Annotated in this window: 17 protein-coding genes; 10 read left to right on the plus strand and 7 right to left on the minus strand. The window is 72.0% G+C overall.

All coding sequences use genetic code 11. The annotated features are described in order from the left end of the window. Nucleotides 1-7: 7 nt before the first annotated feature. Nucleotides 8-934: an ABC transporter substrate-binding protein gene (locus ASG45_RS13345; RefSeq protein WP_055838536.1), complete on the minus strand. Its 927-nt coding sequence runs from the start codon at nucleotides 932-934 to the stop codon at nucleotides 8-10. Nucleotides 935-1,151: 217 nt separating this feature from the next. On the opposite strand from ASG45_RS13345, the gene ASG45_RS13350 reads away from it, so the two are divergent. Beyond that, nucleotides 1,152-1,877: a FadR/GntR family transcriptional regulator gene (locus ASG45_RS13350; protein ID WP_235561625.1), complete on the plus strand. Its 726-nt coding sequence runs from the start codon at nucleotides 1,152-1,154 to the stop codon at nucleotides 1,875-1,877. Nucleotides 1,878-1,956: 79 nt separating this feature from the next. Here the strand turns inward: ASG45_RS13350 and ASG45_RS13355 are convergent, their stop codons facing one another. Together ASG45_RS13355 and ASG45_RS13360 are read right to left on the minus strand one after the other, a co-directional pair. Beyond that, complete coding sequence (locus ASG45_RS13355) at nucleotides 1,957-2,532, minus strand: GNAT family N-acetyltransferase (RefSeq protein ID WP_055838540.1); 576 nt, start codon at nucleotides 2,530-2,532, stop codon at nucleotides 1,957-1,959. Next, nucleotides 2,529-2,900 carry a MerR family transcriptional regulator gene (locus ASG45_RS13360; protein WP_055838543.1) on the minus strand — a complete coding sequence of 124 codons (372 nt, stop codon included), beginning with the start codon at nucleotides 2,898-2,900 and terminating at the stop codon, nucleotides 2,529-2,531. The genes ASG45_RS13355 and ASG45_RS13360 overlap by 4 nt, the downstream gene beginning before the upstream one ends. Nucleotides 2,901-3,020: 120 nt before the next feature. On the opposite strand from ASG45_RS13360, the gene ASG45_RS13365 reads away from it, so the two are divergent. After that, complete coding sequence (locus ASG45_RS13365; protein ID WP_055838546.1) at nucleotides 3,021-4,514, plus strand: SulP family inorganic anion transporter; 1,494 nt, start codon at nucleotides 3,021-3,023, stop codon at nucleotides 4,512-4,514. Nucleotides 4,515-4,745: 231 nt separating this feature from the next. On the opposite strand, the gene ASG45_RS13370 is transcribed toward ASG45_RS13365, so the two are convergent. After that, nucleotides 4,746-5,681, minus strand: a complete 936-nt coding sequence (locus ASG45_RS13370) for an AraC family transcriptional regulator (protein ID WP_055838548.1) — start codon at nucleotides 5,679-5,681, stop codon at nucleotides 4,746-4,748. A gap of 439 nt (nucleotides 5,682-6,120) precedes the next feature. Between ASG45_RS13370 and ASG45_RS13375 the strand changes: the two genes are divergently transcribed. Beyond that, a complete protein-coding gene (locus ASG45_RS13375) occupies nucleotides 6,121-6,462 on the plus strand; it encodes a hypothetical protein (RefSeq protein WP_156459450.1) in 342 nt (113 codons plus the stop codon). Nucleotides 6,463-6,518: 56 nt separating this feature from the next. On the opposite strand, the gene ASG45_RS13380 is transcribed toward ASG45_RS13375, so the two are convergent. Then, a complete protein-coding gene (locus ASG45_RS13380) occupies nucleotides 6,519-6,983 on the minus strand; it encodes a MarR family transcriptional regulator (RefSeq protein WP_055839504.1) in 465 nt (154 codons plus the stop codon). 228 nt (nucleotides 6,984-7,211) lie between these two features. On the opposite strand from ASG45_RS13380, the gene ASG45_RS13385 reads away from it, so the two are divergent. The 5 genes from ASG45_RS13385 to ASG45_RS13410 all read left to right on the plus strand — a co-directional run bounded on the left by ASG45_RS13385 (nucleotide 7,212) and on the right by ASG45_RS13410 (nucleotide 12,205). After that, nucleotides 7,212-7,412 (plus strand): hypothetical protein, encoded by a 201-nt coding sequence (locus ASG45_RS13385; protein ID WP_055838552.1) that lies wholly within the window; start codon nucleotides 7,212-7,214, stop codon nucleotides 7,410-7,412. Nucleotides 7,413-7,609: 197 nt separating this feature from the next. Next, nucleotides 7,610-8,806, plus strand: coding sequence for a glycosyltransferase (locus tag ASG45_RS13390; RefSeq protein WP_055838555.1), 1,197 nt, complete (start codon nucleotides 7,610-7,612; stop codon nucleotides 8,804-8,806). 450 nt (nucleotides 8,807-9,256) lie between these two features. Continuing rightward, entirely contained in the window at nucleotides 9,257-10,345 is a 1,089-nt protein-coding gene (locus ASG45_RS13400; RefSeq protein ID WP_055838561.1) for a type III polyketide synthase, read from the plus strand. An 86-nt stretch (nucleotides 10,346-10,431) separates the two neighbouring features. Then, nucleotides 10,432-11,094 (plus strand): methyltransferase domain-containing protein, encoded by a 663-nt coding sequence (locus tag ASG45_RS13405; protein WP_055839508.1) that lies wholly within the window; start codon nucleotides 10,432-10,434, stop codon nucleotides 11,092-11,094. After that, entirely contained in the window at nucleotides 11,087-12,205 is a 1,119-nt protein-coding gene (locus tag ASG45_RS13410; protein ID WP_055838565.1) for an FAD-dependent oxidoreductase, read from the plus strand. Before ASG45_RS13405 ends, ASG45_RS13410 begins: the two co-directional genes overlap by 8 nt. A gap of 22 nt (nucleotides 12,206-12,227) precedes the next feature. Here the strand turns inward: ASG45_RS13410 and ASG45_RS13415 are convergent, their stop codons facing one another. After that, complete coding sequence (locus ASG45_RS13415) at nucleotides 12,228-13,052, minus strand: UbiA family prenyltransferase (protein ID WP_055838568.1); 825 nt, start codon at nucleotides 13,050-13,052, stop codon at nucleotides 12,228-12,230. Between the two features lie 246 nt (nucleotides 13,053-13,298). On the opposite strand from ASG45_RS13415, the gene ASG45_RS13420 reads away from it, so the two are divergent. Further along, on the plus strand, nucleotides 13,299-13,754 hold the full coding sequence (locus ASG45_RS13420) for an Hsp20/alpha crystallin family protein (RefSeq protein ID WP_055838571.1): 456 nt from the start codon (nucleotides 13,299-13,301) through the stop codon (nucleotides 13,752-13,754). 56 nt (nucleotides 13,755-13,810) lie between these two features. Here ASG45_RS13420 and ASG45_RS13425 read toward each other — a convergent pair whose 3' ends face one another. Further along, nucleotides 13,811-14,173, minus strand: a complete 363-nt coding sequence (locus tag ASG45_RS13425) for a hypothetical protein (RefSeq protein WP_055838574.1) — start codon at nucleotides 14,171-14,173, stop codon at nucleotides 13,811-13,813. A 280-nt stretch (nucleotides 14,174-14,453) separates the two neighbouring features. On the opposite strand from ASG45_RS13425, the gene ASG45_RS13430 reads away from it, so the two are divergent. Continuing rightward, nucleotides 14,454-15,674, plus strand: a complete 1,221-nt coding sequence (locus ASG45_RS13430; protein WP_055838577.1) for an NAD(P)/FAD-dependent oxidoreductase — start codon at nucleotides 14,454-14,456, stop codon at nucleotides 15,672-15,674. The last annotated feature ends 131 nt before the right edge of the window (nucleotides 15,675-15,805 follow it).

Below are 15,805 nucleotides of genomic sequence, written 5' to 3' on the forward strand. Positions count from 1 at the left end.
GTCGTGCTCAGTCGGCGCTCAGGATGGTCGGCTCCGCGACCGCGTTGGCATCCAGCTGCCACTTCGTCGCGAACTCCGCCTGCAGACCCGACGTCTGGATCTCGGTCAGCGCTCCCACCACGGCGTCGCGGAAGTCGGTGTTGCCCGCGGGCACACCGATGCCGATGGTGTAGTCGAGCATCAGGGTGTCGGCCGACGCGAGCTCGTCGGGGTGCTCGGCGATGTACCGGTTCACCGTGTTCACGTCGTTCATGTAGGCGTCGGCCCGACCGGCGAGGATCGCCTGGACACAGTCCGCGCTGCTGTCGAACAGGCTCAGGGTCGGGGCGTCCAGCCCCGCGGCCTCGCAGTCGGGACCGACCGCCTCGACCAGCGGCACCTCGACGTAGCCCTTGTTCAAGGCCACGGTCAGGCCGCACAGCGAGGTGTCGATGCCCGTGATGCTCTTGGGGTTGCCCGAGGCCACGAGGACGCCGTCGTACACCTTGGAGTAGTTCACGAAGTCGACACCCCCCGCGGCGCGCTCCTTCGTGGCGTACAGGTTGGAGATGATCCAGTCCGCGCGACCGCTCGCCACCGTCGGGACCAGCTCGGCGAAGCCCACCGGAACGTAATCGACGGTGAAGCCGAGGCACGCGGCGATCGCGTTGCCCAGGTCGATGTCGAAACCCTGGTACTCGTCGGGGTTCTCGGGATTGACGGTCTCGTAGCCGGGCGTGAACGGGTTGATGGCGTTCGTCTGGGTGGTGCCGACCAGATCCGGGTGCGCGTCACGCAGGCTCGCGCATGCCGCCGAATCGGCGACGGCGCTGAAGTCGGTCGCGTTCGCGGGAGCCGCGGAGTCTCCGGAGGAAGAGGAGGCGGCACCGGAACAGCCGGTGAGGGCGAGGAGCGCGACGGCGGTGAACACGAGGGCGGGACGACGCAAGGACATGGCGAGCCTTTCGGGAGGTCGGCGGCAGGATGCAATTGGTTGGATGGTTGGACCACTGACGTTAGGGGCAACCTTGACGCCGTCCCCTCGCCGTAACAGGAACTTCACGAGTGGTGATCGTCCTGAAATATCTCGACGATTACGGCGGGCCCCTAGGATGAATCACCAGGAAAGGCGAAGTGTGGACCCCGTCGTAGTACCCCCCGCTCCGCAACGCGTGGAGTCCGTCGCCGTGAATCTGGCCGCGCACCTCGAGCACCTCATCGTCACCGGTCATCTCGAGGCAGGCTCGCGCCTCCCCGCGGAAAGAGCACTCGCCACCACTTTGTCGGTGTCTCGAACGACACTGCGAGAAGCGATGTACGAGCTCGAGGCAAAGGGCCTCATCGAGCGCACGCGCGGACGCGGCACCATTGTCCTCGACACCGACCACCGCCCCCAGTTCGGTGCATTGATTTCGGCGCGCAGCACCCAGCAATCGCACGCCGCCGAGTTGCGGGCCACCATCGAGCCGCCGATCGCCGCCCTCGCCGCACAACGGGCGACCCGGGCGAACCTGGTACAACTGCGGGACGCCCTGGAGCGAAGCCACAGCGGACTGACGCCTTCGGAATCGTTGAGACTCGACATCGAGTTCCATCAGCTCGTCGCCCACGCCGCCCGCAATCCACTGCTCTCCACGCTGCAAGAGCTGGCCGCAGAATGGGTGTCCGGCGTGCGCCAGCAATCGCACATCACGAGCGAATCACGGCGCACATCGCACGAGGGGCACGAGGCTATTTATGCGGCCATCGCCGCGCGCGATCCCGAACTCGCCAAAGCCGCCATGGAAAAGCACCTGCGAATGGTCGAGCACATGATCGCGACGGCCGATCCGACCGACGTCGCGCAGCCCGGCGACGTGCGGCGCAGCCGCACCGACGCACCGACCCCCACCGACTGACGCCGGTACACTGTCCCCGCGAGGGCATGACCGGTACGGCATCCACCGCTACCGCGGCACGGGCACGACACCCCGGAACTCAGAGCCCGAGGCGCTCATCCAGCCCCGCACGCACCGCCGGCCACTCCGCACGGAGGATCGAGAAGTACAGCGTGTCGCCGACGGAGCCGTCGGGCGCGATGCGGTGGTGACGGAGCAGACCCTCCCGAGTGGCGCCGAGCCTCTCGATCGCTCGCGCGCTGCGTTCATTGCGTGCATCGCAGCGGAGCGCGACACGGTTCACGCCCCACCCGTCGAAGGCGTGCGCGAGCAGCAACCGCTTCGCGGCGGGGTTGGTGGCACCGCCCTGAAACGCCCGGCCGTACCAGGTCGTGCCGATCTCGACCCGGGACTGAGACGGCGCGTAGTCGTAGAGCGTCGTGGAGCCGCGGACCTCGCCGGTCGCTGCATCCCGAACCGTGAAGGCGAAGAGTCCCGGTGCCGCCCGCTGCTCCTCGACGCGCGCGGCATAGGCCGGCACGGACTCGGGCCATGGCGTGGTCATCCGGGCCCAGAGGTCGGCGTCGGTGAGGGGCCAGGCCGCGGCGGCGTCGTCGGGGTGAGCCGGGGTGAGCCGCACGCCGAACCCCGTCAACTCGATGTCGTGGACGGTCATCGCGCGGCCAGTTGGGCGACGAACTCGTCGGCCGCGTCGAGTTGGCGGCGGAGTGTCTCGCGCCTCTCCATGGCCTCGGTCCGGATGGCCTCGAGACGCTCGCCGAGGGCGTCGTCGTCCGGCCGGTCGGCGAGGCCGTCGACCACCGAGAGCAACTCCCCCATTTGCTCGAGCGAATAGCCCAGCGGCTTCATCCGGCGGATCAGCAGCAGGCGCGACTCGTCGTCGGGCGTGTAGAGGCGGAAGCCGCCGTCGCTGCGGGCGGAGGGCACGAGGAGCCCGATCTCGTCGTAGTGGCGCAGCGTGCGGATCGACAGGCCCGTCCGCTCCGCGAGCTCGCCGATCTGCATCGGTCGCGCGTCGCTCATGGCATCCCCGATCCCGCAACCCTCTCGTTACGGTAGAGTGTGTTCGGTCGCGATCGCGACCCCCTCATTCTCCCCGCTCATCGGCGGGATCCCTCCGCCGCGTCCCCCGGGAGCATCTCCATGACCGACGTCTTCGCGCGCCCGCGCCCCGAGCCGACCGTGCTGCAGGCACTCCGCTCGCCCCGCCTGCTCACCCGCGAGGTGCTGGCCGGCCTCGTGGTGGCGATCGCCCTCATCCCCGAGGCGATCGCCTTCTCGATCATCGCCGGGGTCGATCCGCGCCTCGGACTGTTCTCTTCGTTCGTGATGGCCGTGGCCATCGCGTTCCTGGGCGGTCGCCCGGCCATGATCTCGGCCGCGACCGGCGCGATCGCCCTCGTCATCGCCCCCGTCGCCCGCGAGCACGGCGTCGACTACCTGCTCGCCACGGTGATTCTCGGCGGCATCCTGCAGGTGATCCTCGGCCTCCTCGGCGTCGCCAAACTCATGCGCTACATCCCCCGCAGCGTCATGGTGGGCTTCGTCAACGCGCTCGCGATCCTCATCTTCACGGCGCAGGTGCCGCAGCTGATCGGCGTGCCCTGGGCGGTGTATCCGATCGCCGTGGCGGGGCTGCTGATCATGTACCTGCTGCCGCGACTGACCAAGGCCGTGCCCGCGCCGCTCGTGGCCATCGTGCTGCTCACCGGCGCTGCCGTGGTGTTCGGCATCTCGGTGCCGACCGTCGGCGACCAGGGCGCGCTGCCCGACAGCCTGCCGTCGCTGCTGCTGCCGAACGTGCCGCTGAACGGCGAGACGCTCGCGATCATCCTGCCGTTCGCCGTGGCCATGGCGATCGTCGGGCTGCTCGAATCGCTGATGACCGCCGCCCTCGTAGACGACATCACCGACACCCCCTCGTCGAAGACGCGCGAGTCACTCGGTCAGGGCGCGGCCAACGTGCTGTCGGGCCTGTTCGGGGGCATGGGCGGCTGCGCGATGATCGGCCAGACGATGATCAACGTCAAGGCGTCGGGCGCGCGCACGCGCATCTCGACCTTCCTGGCCGGCGTCTTCCTGCTGCTGCTGGTGCTCGTGTTCGGCGACGTCGTCGCGATCATTCCGATGGCGGTGCTCGTGGCCGTGATGATCGTCGTCTCGGTCGCCACGTTCGACTGGCACAGCATCCGCCCCTCGACCCTGCGCCGGATGCCGGTGAGCGAAACGGTCGTGATGGTGTCGACCGTCGCGATCACGGTGTGGACGCACAACCTCGCCATCGGTGTGGGCGTGGGCGTGATCGCCGCGGCCGTGCTCTTCGCCCGCCGGGTCGCGAGCCTGACGACGGTGACCCGCGAGGTCGACGGCGAGGTGGCGCGCTACACCGTCGAGGGTGAGCTGTTCTTCGCCTCGAGCAACGACCTGACGACGAAGTTCGCCTACCACCACGACCCGGCGCACGTGGTCATCGACCTGTCGCGCTCGCACGTGTGGGACGCCTCGACGGTGGCAGCCCTCGACGCCGTTCAGACCAAGTACGCGCACCTGGGCACGACCGTCGAACTCCAGGGCATGAACACCGCCGCCGCCCGATTCCACGGGCGCCTCACCGGTGGGCTCGGCGCCGGGCACTGACACCGGCTGCGCTCCGGGGCGGCGCTACGCGGCCTGCGGCCCGGGCCGCCGACAGCGTGACACGACGCCGGAGCCCGGATCGCCGGCGACCTGCCGCAGGCCGGGGACCGGACCGCCGACGGCGTGCGGAACGGAGGAGATGCAGCGACGGGAGGATGCCAGGACGAGAAACATCCTCCCCTCGTCCCACGCGCTCCGCTGGGCACCGCGACGCGCCGACGCGGGCGCGGCTCAGCTGCGCAGCGTCGTCGACGGCGTCTCGCCGAACTCGCCGCGGTACATCGCCGCGAAACGGCCGAGGTTCGAAAAACCCCATCGGGCGGCGACCGCGGCGACGGTGTCGACCGACGGATCGGCGCTGCGCAGCTCCGCGCGCGCGGCGTCGAGCCGCACGCGACGCAGGTACTGCATGGGCGTACGCCCGGTCGCGGCACGGAAGGCGTACTGCAGACCCCGCGGCGACAGTCGCGCCGCCGTGGCGATGTCGGCCAGCACCACGGGCTCTGCGGCGTGGGCTTCGACGTAGGCCTTCGCCCGGCGGACGGGAGCGGGGAGCGGGCGGGCCGGACGCCCGGCGGCGAGGACCTCGGTCAACGTGGTCGGAAAGGTCAGCAGCGACGCCTCGAGCATGAGCGTGCGCGCCTGCTGCTCGACGAGCGGCGAGCGTTCCTGCGAGCGCAGCAGCACGTCGCGGGCGTACTCCCAGGTGCGCGACCAGTAGCGCAGACGCTGCTCGCTGACGGGGGCGTAGCCGGTCGGACGCACGCGCAGCGTGTCGTCGCCCGACAGGCGGCGGGCTGCCTCGTCGAACTCCGACCGCGCGAACGACACGCCTGCCCCGGCGATGCGCCCGGTGAAGGCAATCTCGAGCGGGCGGTCGACGACCATGAACGGCACCGCGGTGTCGATGCGCTCCCGGCGATACGTTCCCGCCACCCGGGGGCCGGCGATACGGCCGACGACCACGTGATCGAGCGGGTCGGACTCGACCAGCATGGTCGACCCGATCGTGTAGTCGAAGAAACCGAACCCCGGCTCCGTCGCGGCGTGCCAGGACAGACCGGGCTGGATCACCTCGGCGCGCGAAATACGCGCCCCCGGGACGACCGACTGCCACAGCTGCTCCACCGTCTCGGCGTCGCGGGTCTCGATGTTCGTATGCTCCACGAGGTCTTCCTAAATCGTCCCAATTCGTGCGGCAAGACCATTGCGCTCCATGGCAAGGATCGATATGGGACCGCTCTCACGGCGCCGTAAGCGGGCGTCCGTGCACGAACGTGGATGCCCCCCATCCGTCTCCCAGCGTACTGGGGCAATTCATAGCGAGCGGCCACCGCGCCGTCGGCCGCCGCGCGCGCGCCTCCGGCCGGGGAGCGCAACCCGCCTCACGCCGCATTGACCGCCACCGCCGCGCTCGCGAGGATTCCGAGAGCAGCTCCTTCGGGGTGCGGCATCCGGCGTCCTCCGTTCCCCGGCGCGACGGTCGGATCGTCTCGGTGCGGGGCTCGTGACCCCGCACCGAGACGGCCCACCCCGCGCGGGAGCCCCGGCACGGACATAATGGAGGCAGCCGCCGCCGGGTGTGCCGATACCCGAGGGGATGCCGATGCCTTTTCGCACGATGAGCACGCTCCAGGAGTGGGTCGACGACTTCCGGGCGCTCGGGTTCGACGACGCGGAGATCCTGCGCGTCATCCCGCAGGACGGCGAAGACGGCGCCGACGCCGGCCTCGTCGCCGCGCAGCTGCGCAGCGTCTCGACGACCTTCTACGTGGCGCCGAGCAGCGAGGTCGGATCGACCGACTGGGCCGTGACTTTCGAACCGCGCGAAGATGCGGCTCCGCTGCCCGCCGGGCAGGTCATGGCGTTGTCCGGCGAGCTGGCCACCCTGGCGGCTCTGTGCTCGTTCCTGCAGGCCCGGTCCGAGGCGTTCCTCGCGCGAGCCTGACGCTCTCGGCTCCACCGCGGTGTGGAGGTCGGGAGGTCACGCCTCAGCGTGGCGACTCAGTGCTCGGCCGCGCTCGCCACCGTCGCGATGAGGTGCTGCAGCAGCGACGCCGCCGCATCCGCGCGCTCCGCATCGATGCCGGCGATCGCCGCCTCGATGCCGTTGTCGAAGGCGCGCAGCGCGTTCCACGGGGGGCTGTCGAGGTCGACCGTCGCCGTGATGTGGTTGACCCGCCGATCGTCTTCGTCGAGATCGCGGCGCACGGCGCCGCGCTGGACGAGACGGTCGATGAGGGTCGTCACACCGGCCGAGGTGATACCCAGGTGATCGCGCACGTGGGAGGGACGTGCGCCGGGGTTGTCGGCGACGAACACGAGCGCACGCGCGTCGAGCTCGTTGAGCGCGAGTTCGCGGCGGGCTTCGGCGGCGGCGGCGCGCCGAGCCTCGCCGTATGCGAGCAGGGCGCGCCCCAGGTCGGACCCCGCCGAGGGGGACGACGAAGAATCGGAAGACGTCTGCACGACCCCCGATCGTAGCGACTCCATCCCAGAGGCCGTCTCGTCACGAGGCGGAGGAGCCGGATGATGCCCTCGTCTCCTCCGCCTCGAGCCGAGCCCGTCATCTGGACCCGCGGCGTTGCCCCGCATGCGCAGCAGGGCGGTGCTGTCAAGGGCGGGCCCCGCCGCTCGCCGCCGGTCTATGACGGAACAAGGACAGTTCCGTCGGGAGACGGGAGCGAGGAGAAGACCATGATCTACGGACAACACGGCGCACAGGACGACGCCCAGCACGCGGGCTCGGTGTGGAGCATCGCGATGTCGACCGCGATGGGCAACGGCATCGTGCCGAGGGCGGCCGAGGACCGACGGGGGACGCGTGCGGCCCCGCGCTGGCCCTGGTCGCGCACCCGCACGATCGTCGAGCCGATGGTGGTCGCGCCCCGAGCCTGAACCACCGCTCTTCCTACCGACGCGTCGGCTCCCACCCCCGGGAGCCGGCGCGTCGGCCTGTGTCCGGGCGTTCATACGATGGTTTCCACGGCGTAACCCGCCGCACCGGGCCGACCCTTCAGCATGGGACGACCGCATCCGCGGTGATCGGCGACAGCACCCCCACGAGCGGTGCTCCTCCCCCGGAAGGCCCCGCGATGATTCGACCCCTGCGCGTGCTGTCGTTGTACGAGGGCTTCTTCGCCGGGGGCGCACGGATCCTGCATTCCGACGTCATCGCGGGTCTCGCCGCCGGCGGTGCGCAGCAGCACCGGGTGCTCTCGCTCACCTCCGCCGCCCGTCGAGACGCGTCGCTGCAGCTCGCCCGCGACGACACGCGCTATCGCCGTCTGCGCCGCGCCGGGGTGCGCATCGACGCCCTCGACCGCATCGCGGGCGATCACCCGGTGCACCCCGAAGACTTCACCCGGCCCGAACTCGAGCGGGCGGCCCATCTCTTCGCCGACGCCGACGTCGTGCTCTCGCTGAAAGAGCAGCCGCTCAGCCTCGTGGTGGCCCTCGATCGCGCCGGGCTCCTGCCCGCACGGCCGGTGGCGGCGTGCCTGCACCGCTCCGATCCCACGCATTCGGGGCCGGCGCTGGGGTGGTTGCGCGATGCCGGGGCCTCCGGCGCCGTGTCGGCCACGATCGCCTGCGCCTCGTCGACGTCGACCGCCTACGCCCGCGCCGGCGTCATCACCGAGCAGGCGTGGGTCATCGACAACGGCATCGACACCCGTCGTTTCCGCCCAGGCACCCGGGCCGAGCGTCACCGCATCCGCGAGGGTCTCGGCATCCCGGAGTCCGCCCCCGTCGTGCTGCTGGCGGCACGCTTCGACGCCATGAAAGACCCGGGGCTGTTCCTCGCGGCGGTGGCGCGCCATGCGGCGCACTCCCCCGGCGCCCACTACGTCATGTGCGGTTCGGGCATGACCCGCGACAATCCCCTGTTCACCGCCCTGCTCGCCGAGAACGGCATCGACGTCACGGTAGCGCTGCACGCCCTGGGACTGCGCGAAGACATGCCGCAGCTGTATCGCGCGGCCGACATCGTGGCCCTCACCAGCGCCTTCGGCGAAGCCTCGCCCCTCTGCCTGGCCGAGGGAGCGGCATCCGGAGCCGTCCCCGTGACCACCGACGTCGGCGACGCCGCCCGGATGGTCGCGGGCTTCGGCCTGGTCACGCCCCGCGACGCCGCCGCGATCGCCGCCGCCTGGGACGACGCGCTGGGTCGCCGCAGCGAGCTGCGCCGCGCCGCCCTCGCCGCACGGACGCGCATCGACCGCAGGCGCATGGTCGACGATTACCGTGGTGCGATCTCGAGCCTGCTGCTGCCGAGCGTCCTGGCCGCCTGACCCTCGGCGCGCGGTGAGAGCACCGTCCCCCTGTGGCACGGGACCGACGGATTCCGCCCCACGCGCGGGTGGCGAGAAACAGACCGGGCGCGCACGAGATGGACGTCCTCCGCGACACCCGGATACGGTGGCGAGTCATGGGGCGACTGAGCATCGACGATGCTTCGGTGCCGAGGCGACCCCTCGGCGGCGGTTGGGGCGTCGTGGCGGCGCTGATCGTGCAGGCGGTGTGTGTTTCTCTGGCCTTCGCGCTCGGGGCGGTCGGGGGTTGGGCGTGGTCCTGGATGCTTTTTCTCGCCGTCCCCGCCGTCAACGTCGTCGTCTACGGGATGGGAAGTCGGCGCACTCCGTAACGTCTCGGCTCACGCGAGGCCGCGCGTCACCATAGACGCCGCACCGACACCGCGCTATCCCCGCCGCCGGTGCTCCGATCCGTGTCTACAGTGAGGCATGACCGCGCGCATCCTCTCGATCGGCACGGCCCTGCCCGAGACCCGCGTCGAGCAATCGGCCCTGCGCGACCTCTTCGCCGCGCAGCCCGGGTTCGACCGCAAGGGCCAACGCCTGGTGGGTGCGGCCTTCGATGCCGCCGCCATCGACACCCGCCACGTCGTGCTGCCGCAGCTCGCCGGCGGCACCGGGGGCGGGCTCGGCGTCCGCGACGGCGACACGCTGCTCATGCCGTCCACGGGAGCCCGCAACGCGGAGTACCGCCGCACCGCACCCGCCCTGTTCGCCGAGGCGTCGCGCGCCGCGATCGAGGGTTCGGGGCGGACGCCGGATGCCATCACGCACGTCGTGACCGTCTCGTGCACCGGCATGTTCGCGCCGGGTCCCGACTACCACCTCGTGCGCGACCTCGGCCTGCCGACCTCGGCCGAGCGGTACCACCTCGGTTTCATCGGATGCGCGGCCGCGATCCCCGCGCTGCGGCTCGCGGCGCGGATCGTGACCGCCGACCCCGACGCCGTCGTACTCGTGGCGTGCGCCGAGCTGTGCTCGCTGCACTGGCAGACCTCGTCGCACCCCGACCAGATCGTCGCCGCCTCGGTGTTCGCCGACGGCGCGGCGGCCGCGGTCGTGGCATCCGGAGACTCATCGCACCCCGGTCTCGACCTCGACGACTTCGCCACCCACGTCACCGACGAGGGCGAGAAGGACATGGCCTGGACGGTGGGCGACTCCGGATTCGAGATGACCCTCACCCCCGAGGTGCCGCGCATCATCGGGCGCGAGATCGCCGGCATCGCCGCCGACGTGCTGGGCGACCTGAGCGACGTCGACGCGTGGGCCGTGCATCCCGGCGGCCGCAGCATCCTCGACCGCGTCGAGAGCGTTCTCGCCCTGGATGCCGCCGCCCTGGCGCCCTCGCGGGAGGTGCTGCGCGCCCACGGCAACATGTCGAGTGCGACCCTGCTGTTCATCCTGCGCGACCTGCTGGCCGACGTCGCGCACCCCGACGGGGAGCGGATCGCCGCGCTGGCCTTCGGCCCCGGCCTGACGGTCGAGGCGGCGCGTCTGACGCTGCGCCGCCCGTGAGCGCCGCGCGAGGCCCCGCAACCAGCGACGGAGCCACCGGCCTCTGGCGCAGCCTCGCCCGACGCGATGCGGCGCTCACCGAGCTGATGGACGACCCCGACTGCGACCCGCGCGTCCTGGCGGCGACGTATCGGCGGTTCGACGTCTTGAACCGCCTGGTCTCGGCCTGGGGGCACGTGTACCGCACGCGCGTCCGCCCGCAGTTGCAGGCGCTCGGCCGCCCCGCCCGCGCGCTCGACCTGGGGTGCGGCGGCGGCGACGTCGCCGTCCGTCTGGCGGGCCTGGCCGCGCGCGACGGGTTCGACGTCGAGTGGACCGGCGCCGATCCCGACCCCCGCGCCATCGCCTCGGCCCGCGCGCGCGAACGACCGGGCGTGCGGTTCGTGGCCCAGGACTCGGGCGCCCTGCGCGCCGCGGGCGAACGCTACGACCTGGTCGTGTCGAACCACGTGCTGCACCACCTCGACGCCGCGGCCCTGGCGACGTTCGCCGAGGACTCGCTCGCCCTCTCGAGCGGTCGGGTGCTGCACGCCGACATCGCCCGCGGTCGACTGGCCTACGCCCTGTACGCCGCGGGGATCGCTCCGCTGTCGGCCGGCACGTTCCTGCGCGTCGACGGACTGCGCTCGATCCGCCGCAGCTATCGCGCCCCCGAGCTGGCCGCCGCGCTCGGCGGGCCCTGGCGGGTCGAGACGCCGGCGCCCTTCCGTGTTCTCGCCGTGGCCGAGGGGCGGGCGGAGCGTGCCTGAGGTGCTGGTGGTCGGAGCCGGACCCGTCGGCCTCGCCCTGGCGGCCGACCTGCGGGTGCGCGGGGTCGACGTCGAGATCGTCGAGAAGCGCGCCGGCACCGGATCCGGGTCGCGGGCCATCGGCATCCACTCCCCCGCGCTCGCCCTCCTCGAGGCGTCGGGCGCGACCGAGGCCCTGCTGGCGCGGGCGGAGACGATCGTCCGCGGCGAGGCGCGGGCCGACGGCCGACTGCTCGCGGCGATTCGGTTCGACCGCCTGCGTGCGCGTCATCCGTACGTCGCCGCCCTCCCCCAGGCCGACACGATGGAGGTGCTGACCGGCCTCGCGCCGCGCGTGCGTCGGGGGGTCGCGATCACCGCCGTGCACGACGACGGCCGGGGTGTACGCGTGCGCGCCACCGGTCCGCGCGGTGACGAGGAGATCCGCGCCCGCGTCGTCGTCGTGGCCTCGGGATGGGCGGGCCGAGACCTCGTGTACCGCCCCGGCGCCGTTCGGACGCACCACTACCCCGACCGTTACGTCATGGCCGACGTCGTCGCTCCCGGTGGCCCCGTCGCCCGGGTGCACCTGGAACGCCAGGGCGTGCTGGAGTCGTTCCCGCTGCCCGGCGGACGCCGCCGGCTGGTGGCGTGGGCGGGCACCGACGAGGTGGCGGATGCCGTCGGGACCCTCGAGCGGGCCGTCGCCGAGCGCGCCGGGCTCGAGGTCGACATCGCCGAGGCGACGACGTTCCGCGTGCGGCGCGCCGTGGCTCCGGCGCTGCGGCGCGGCCGCGTCGTGGTGATCGGCGACGCCGCCCACGAGGTGAGCCCCATCGGCGGTCAGGGGATGAATCTCGGGCTGCTCGACGCCCTCACGCTGGCCCCGCTGCTGCCCGGGTGGGTGCGGACGGGCGAGGCGGTCGGCCTCGGACGATGGGAGACCGACCGTCTGGCCTCGGCGCGGCACGCGGCGCACCTGGCCTGGCTCAACACGATGCTCGGGCGAGCCACGGGCCCGCTCGCCCACCCCCTGCGCACCGGGGCGCTGCGCACCATGCTGCGGGGGGCGGGGGGCGCGCTGTTCACGCGCGCGTACGCCATGCGGCTGGATCGCGCCGCCCGCGACTGACGAGCCGCCCGGGCGGGAGGAGTCAGGTCACGACGAGTTGAGCGGCGAGCAGCAGAGCCGCCAGCATCGTGAGCTGGAACACCGCGCGTCCGGGCGCGCGCACGAGCACGAGCACCACGGCCGTGGCCGCCACCGCGACGACGGCGGTGAAGAAGATCGCGCCGAGCACCGTGGCATCCGTGCCGATCAGCACCGCCACCGCTCCGGCGACGACGCCGACCGCCGCGAGCACCACCGAGACCCGCGCACCGAGGCGGTGCGGAAGGCCCCGTACGCCCGTGCGCCGATCTTCGTCGAGGTCTCGTACGACATTGGTCAGATGCACGGCCGCGCCGAGGGCGGCTCCCGCGAGCGACGCCCACGGGGCAGCCAGCGCGGGAGAGGCGAGGGACAGCGTCGCGAACGACGGGAAGAGCCCGAAACTCAGCACGAACGGCACGATCGACGCCAGCGTCGACTTCAGCCCGGCGTTGTATGCCCACGCCGAGGCCAGGGCCACCGCGTGCGCGGCGACGAGTCCGGGGCCGAGCGGCACCGACAGGAGCACGGCGAGGAGCGCGGACGCCACGGCCACCCCGAGCGCACGTTCCGGAGTGATCGCTCCCCCGGCGATGGGCTTGTCCGAGCGGCCGACGGCGGCGTCGCGCGCGCCGTCGATCGCGTCGTTCGACAGGCCCACCGACACCTGCCCCGCGAACACGGCGATCACCAGCAGCGCGAGTCGCCCGGGCTCGACCCCGGCGGCGAGGCCGAGGGCCAGCGACAGAACGGTCACGACCAGGGTCGGCCCCGGGTGGGTCGCGCCCCACAGCGCCCGCACGAGGGGCGGCTTCGCCGCGGCATCCATCACCCGATGACGCTACCGCGGCTGCGCACTCGGGCGGCCGACCCGCCCGGGCGCCGCGCCACCACCACGTTGAGTGTCCAGGACACGCCGCCGAGACCGGCCCCGGCACGGCGCGTCTTGGACACTCAACAGCCTTGGCACTCTCCTATCGAGAGTGCTAATCTGCTGCCACGTTGAGCGCACAAGGCTCAACTTCATCGAACTCCGGATGCCGATATCCGGACCGACCGAAAAGGAGAACCGACCATGGCCACTTACGACCCCTTCCGCGACCTCGACCGCCTCGCGTCGACCCTTCTCGACGCCCGTCGCGGGGGCGGACCGCGCCGGATGCCGATGGACCTCTACCGCGACGGCGACCACTACGTGCTCTCGGCCGACCTTCCCGGGGTCGACCCGGGCTCGGTCGACATCGACGTCGACGGTCAGCTGCTGACCATCCGCGCCGAACGCACCCTCGCCACCGGCGACGACGTCAAGTGGATCACCCGCGAGCGCGAGACGGCCACCTTCGTCCGCCAGCTCAACCTCGGCCAGGGCATCGACACCGACGGCATCAGCGCCGCCTACCGCAACGGGGTGCTGTCGGTCACGATCCCGGTGAGCGAGAAGGCGAAGCCGCGCCGCATCGCGGTGTCCACCGACGACCACGACGGCGTCATCCGCGCGCACGAGAGCGAACCGCAGCTCATCGAGCAGTAATCCACCGCGAAGAGAGGGGTCGGCCCGAACGGACCGACCCCTCTCTCGCGCGTCGCTCAGAGGTCTTCGGGCGCCAGGTCTCCCTGGCCCTCTTCGCCGAGCTCGACGACGCCCGGGTCCTGACCCTGCGAGTCGGTGCCGGTGGACCCGGGGTGGATGTCGTCGAACGGGATGTCGGTGTCGTCGGCGGCGATCTCGGCCGGGTCTGCGCCCGTCGCGGTCGCGGGGGCGATGTCCTGCGGGTCGACGCCCTCGTCGAGGGCCGTCGTGGCATCCCACTCCGCCTGGGCGGGGTCGAGCGCGGGGTCGGGCTCGATCGAGGTGTCGCCGTCGCGCAGGGGCTGCACGCCCGCGATGCCGACGTCGGCGGCGGGGGTCGACGAGTCGGCGGGGGACGGGTCGATCGAGGCGTCGCTCATGAGGATCCTTTCGTCGAACGCACCGGGGTGCGTCACCGCTGATCGGCGGTACCTCCATCCAACGATGCCGACGCGGCCGCGCCCCGCCCCTTGACAGGCCCGGCCCGCGCACGGACTACGCGAAGCAACGGGCGCGCTCCCGCTGCAGCGGCACAGCAGAAGGGCGCCTGTCGACCGCGGACCCTCCCCAGCGCCCGAGTCGTCCGCCCGACCGATGCTGTCAACCGGGTGGTGCCCGGATGCCGATGACGACACCGTGAGGGAGACGAGAGGATCCCCCATGAACGACTCGAGCCGCACCGTCGCTCGCGCCGACACCCCCCGCATCGTGATCATCGGCGGGGGCAACGCCGGACTGTCGGTGGCCGGACGCCTCCACCGGGCCCGCGCCGGAGACATCACCGTGATCGAGCCGCGGACGCAGCACGTCTTCGCGCCCCTCCAGTCGCACATCGCGGGAGGCGCGGCACGGGCCAGCGAGGCCGTCCGCGCGCAGGCCGACGTGATCCCCCCGGGCACCCGCTGGCTGCGCGACGAGGTCTTCACGGTGGATGCCGCGGCCCGCCGCGTGCATCTCGTGTCGGGCGGTCATCTCGACTACGACCAGCTCGTGGTGTGCGCCGGCCTGCGCATGGCATGGGAGCAGATCCCGGGCCTGCCCGAGGCCATGGCGGCACCGAACGGCATCTCGAACTACGACTACGACCTCGCCGCGAAAGCCTCACCGGTGCTGCGCGACCTGCGCTCCGGCACGGTCGTGTTCACCCAGCCGCCCGAGCCCGCGTCCTGCGGCGCGGCCGCGCAGAAGCCGATGTACCTCGCGTGCGACTGGTGGCGCGCGATCGGTGTGCGCGACGACCTGCGCGTGGTCTTCGTCGCCCCCGACCCCGTGCCCTTCGGCATCCCGGCCATCGACCGCGAGCTGCAGCGCAAACTCGACGAGTACGGCATCGAGGTGCACTACAGCCGCGAGGTGCGGTCGGTGGATGCCGAGGCGCAGACGATCACGATCGGTCACGGCGAGGCCGAAGAGACCCTGGCGTACGACGTGCTGCACGCGGTCCCTCCGCAGCGGGCGCCGGAGTGGATCGCCGGCAGCGGGCTGGCGGCATCCGACGATCCGCACGGGTTCGTCGACGTCGATCCCGAGACGCTGCAGCACACGCGGTATCCAGAGATCTGGTCGGTCGGCGATGCCGCCGCGGTGGCGACCCGCCGTTCCGGGGGCGCGATCCGGCAGCAGGCGAAAGCCCTCGTGAAGAACATGACGGCGGTGAGAGCCGGGCGCTCCCCCTCCGCGAAGTACGACGGCTACAGCGTCGTGCCGTTCACGGTGTCGCGCGGCACCGTCGTCTTCGCCGAGTTCGATCGTCAGGGGCGCCTGCAGCCCACGATCCCCTTCTGGCGTTCGCTGTATCGAGAGCGCGCCCTGTCGTGGATCGCCGACCGTCGGGTGCTGCCCTGGGTCTACTGGCACCTGATCCTGCGCGGTCGCGCCTAAGCCGCGGGGCGAATCCCCGAACGACCCCGGCGCGCCGCGCACGCCCATAGGGCACGCGAGCCGATCCCTCAACCCCGGGGGCAGCTCGCCCGTGACGAGCGAAGACTGGGACCAGCCCCGGAAACCACACG

This window comes from Microbacterium sp. Leaf436, assembly GCF_001424715.1.
Lineage (GTDB): Bacteria > Actinomycetota > Actinomycetes > Actinomycetales > Microbacteriaceae > Microbacterium.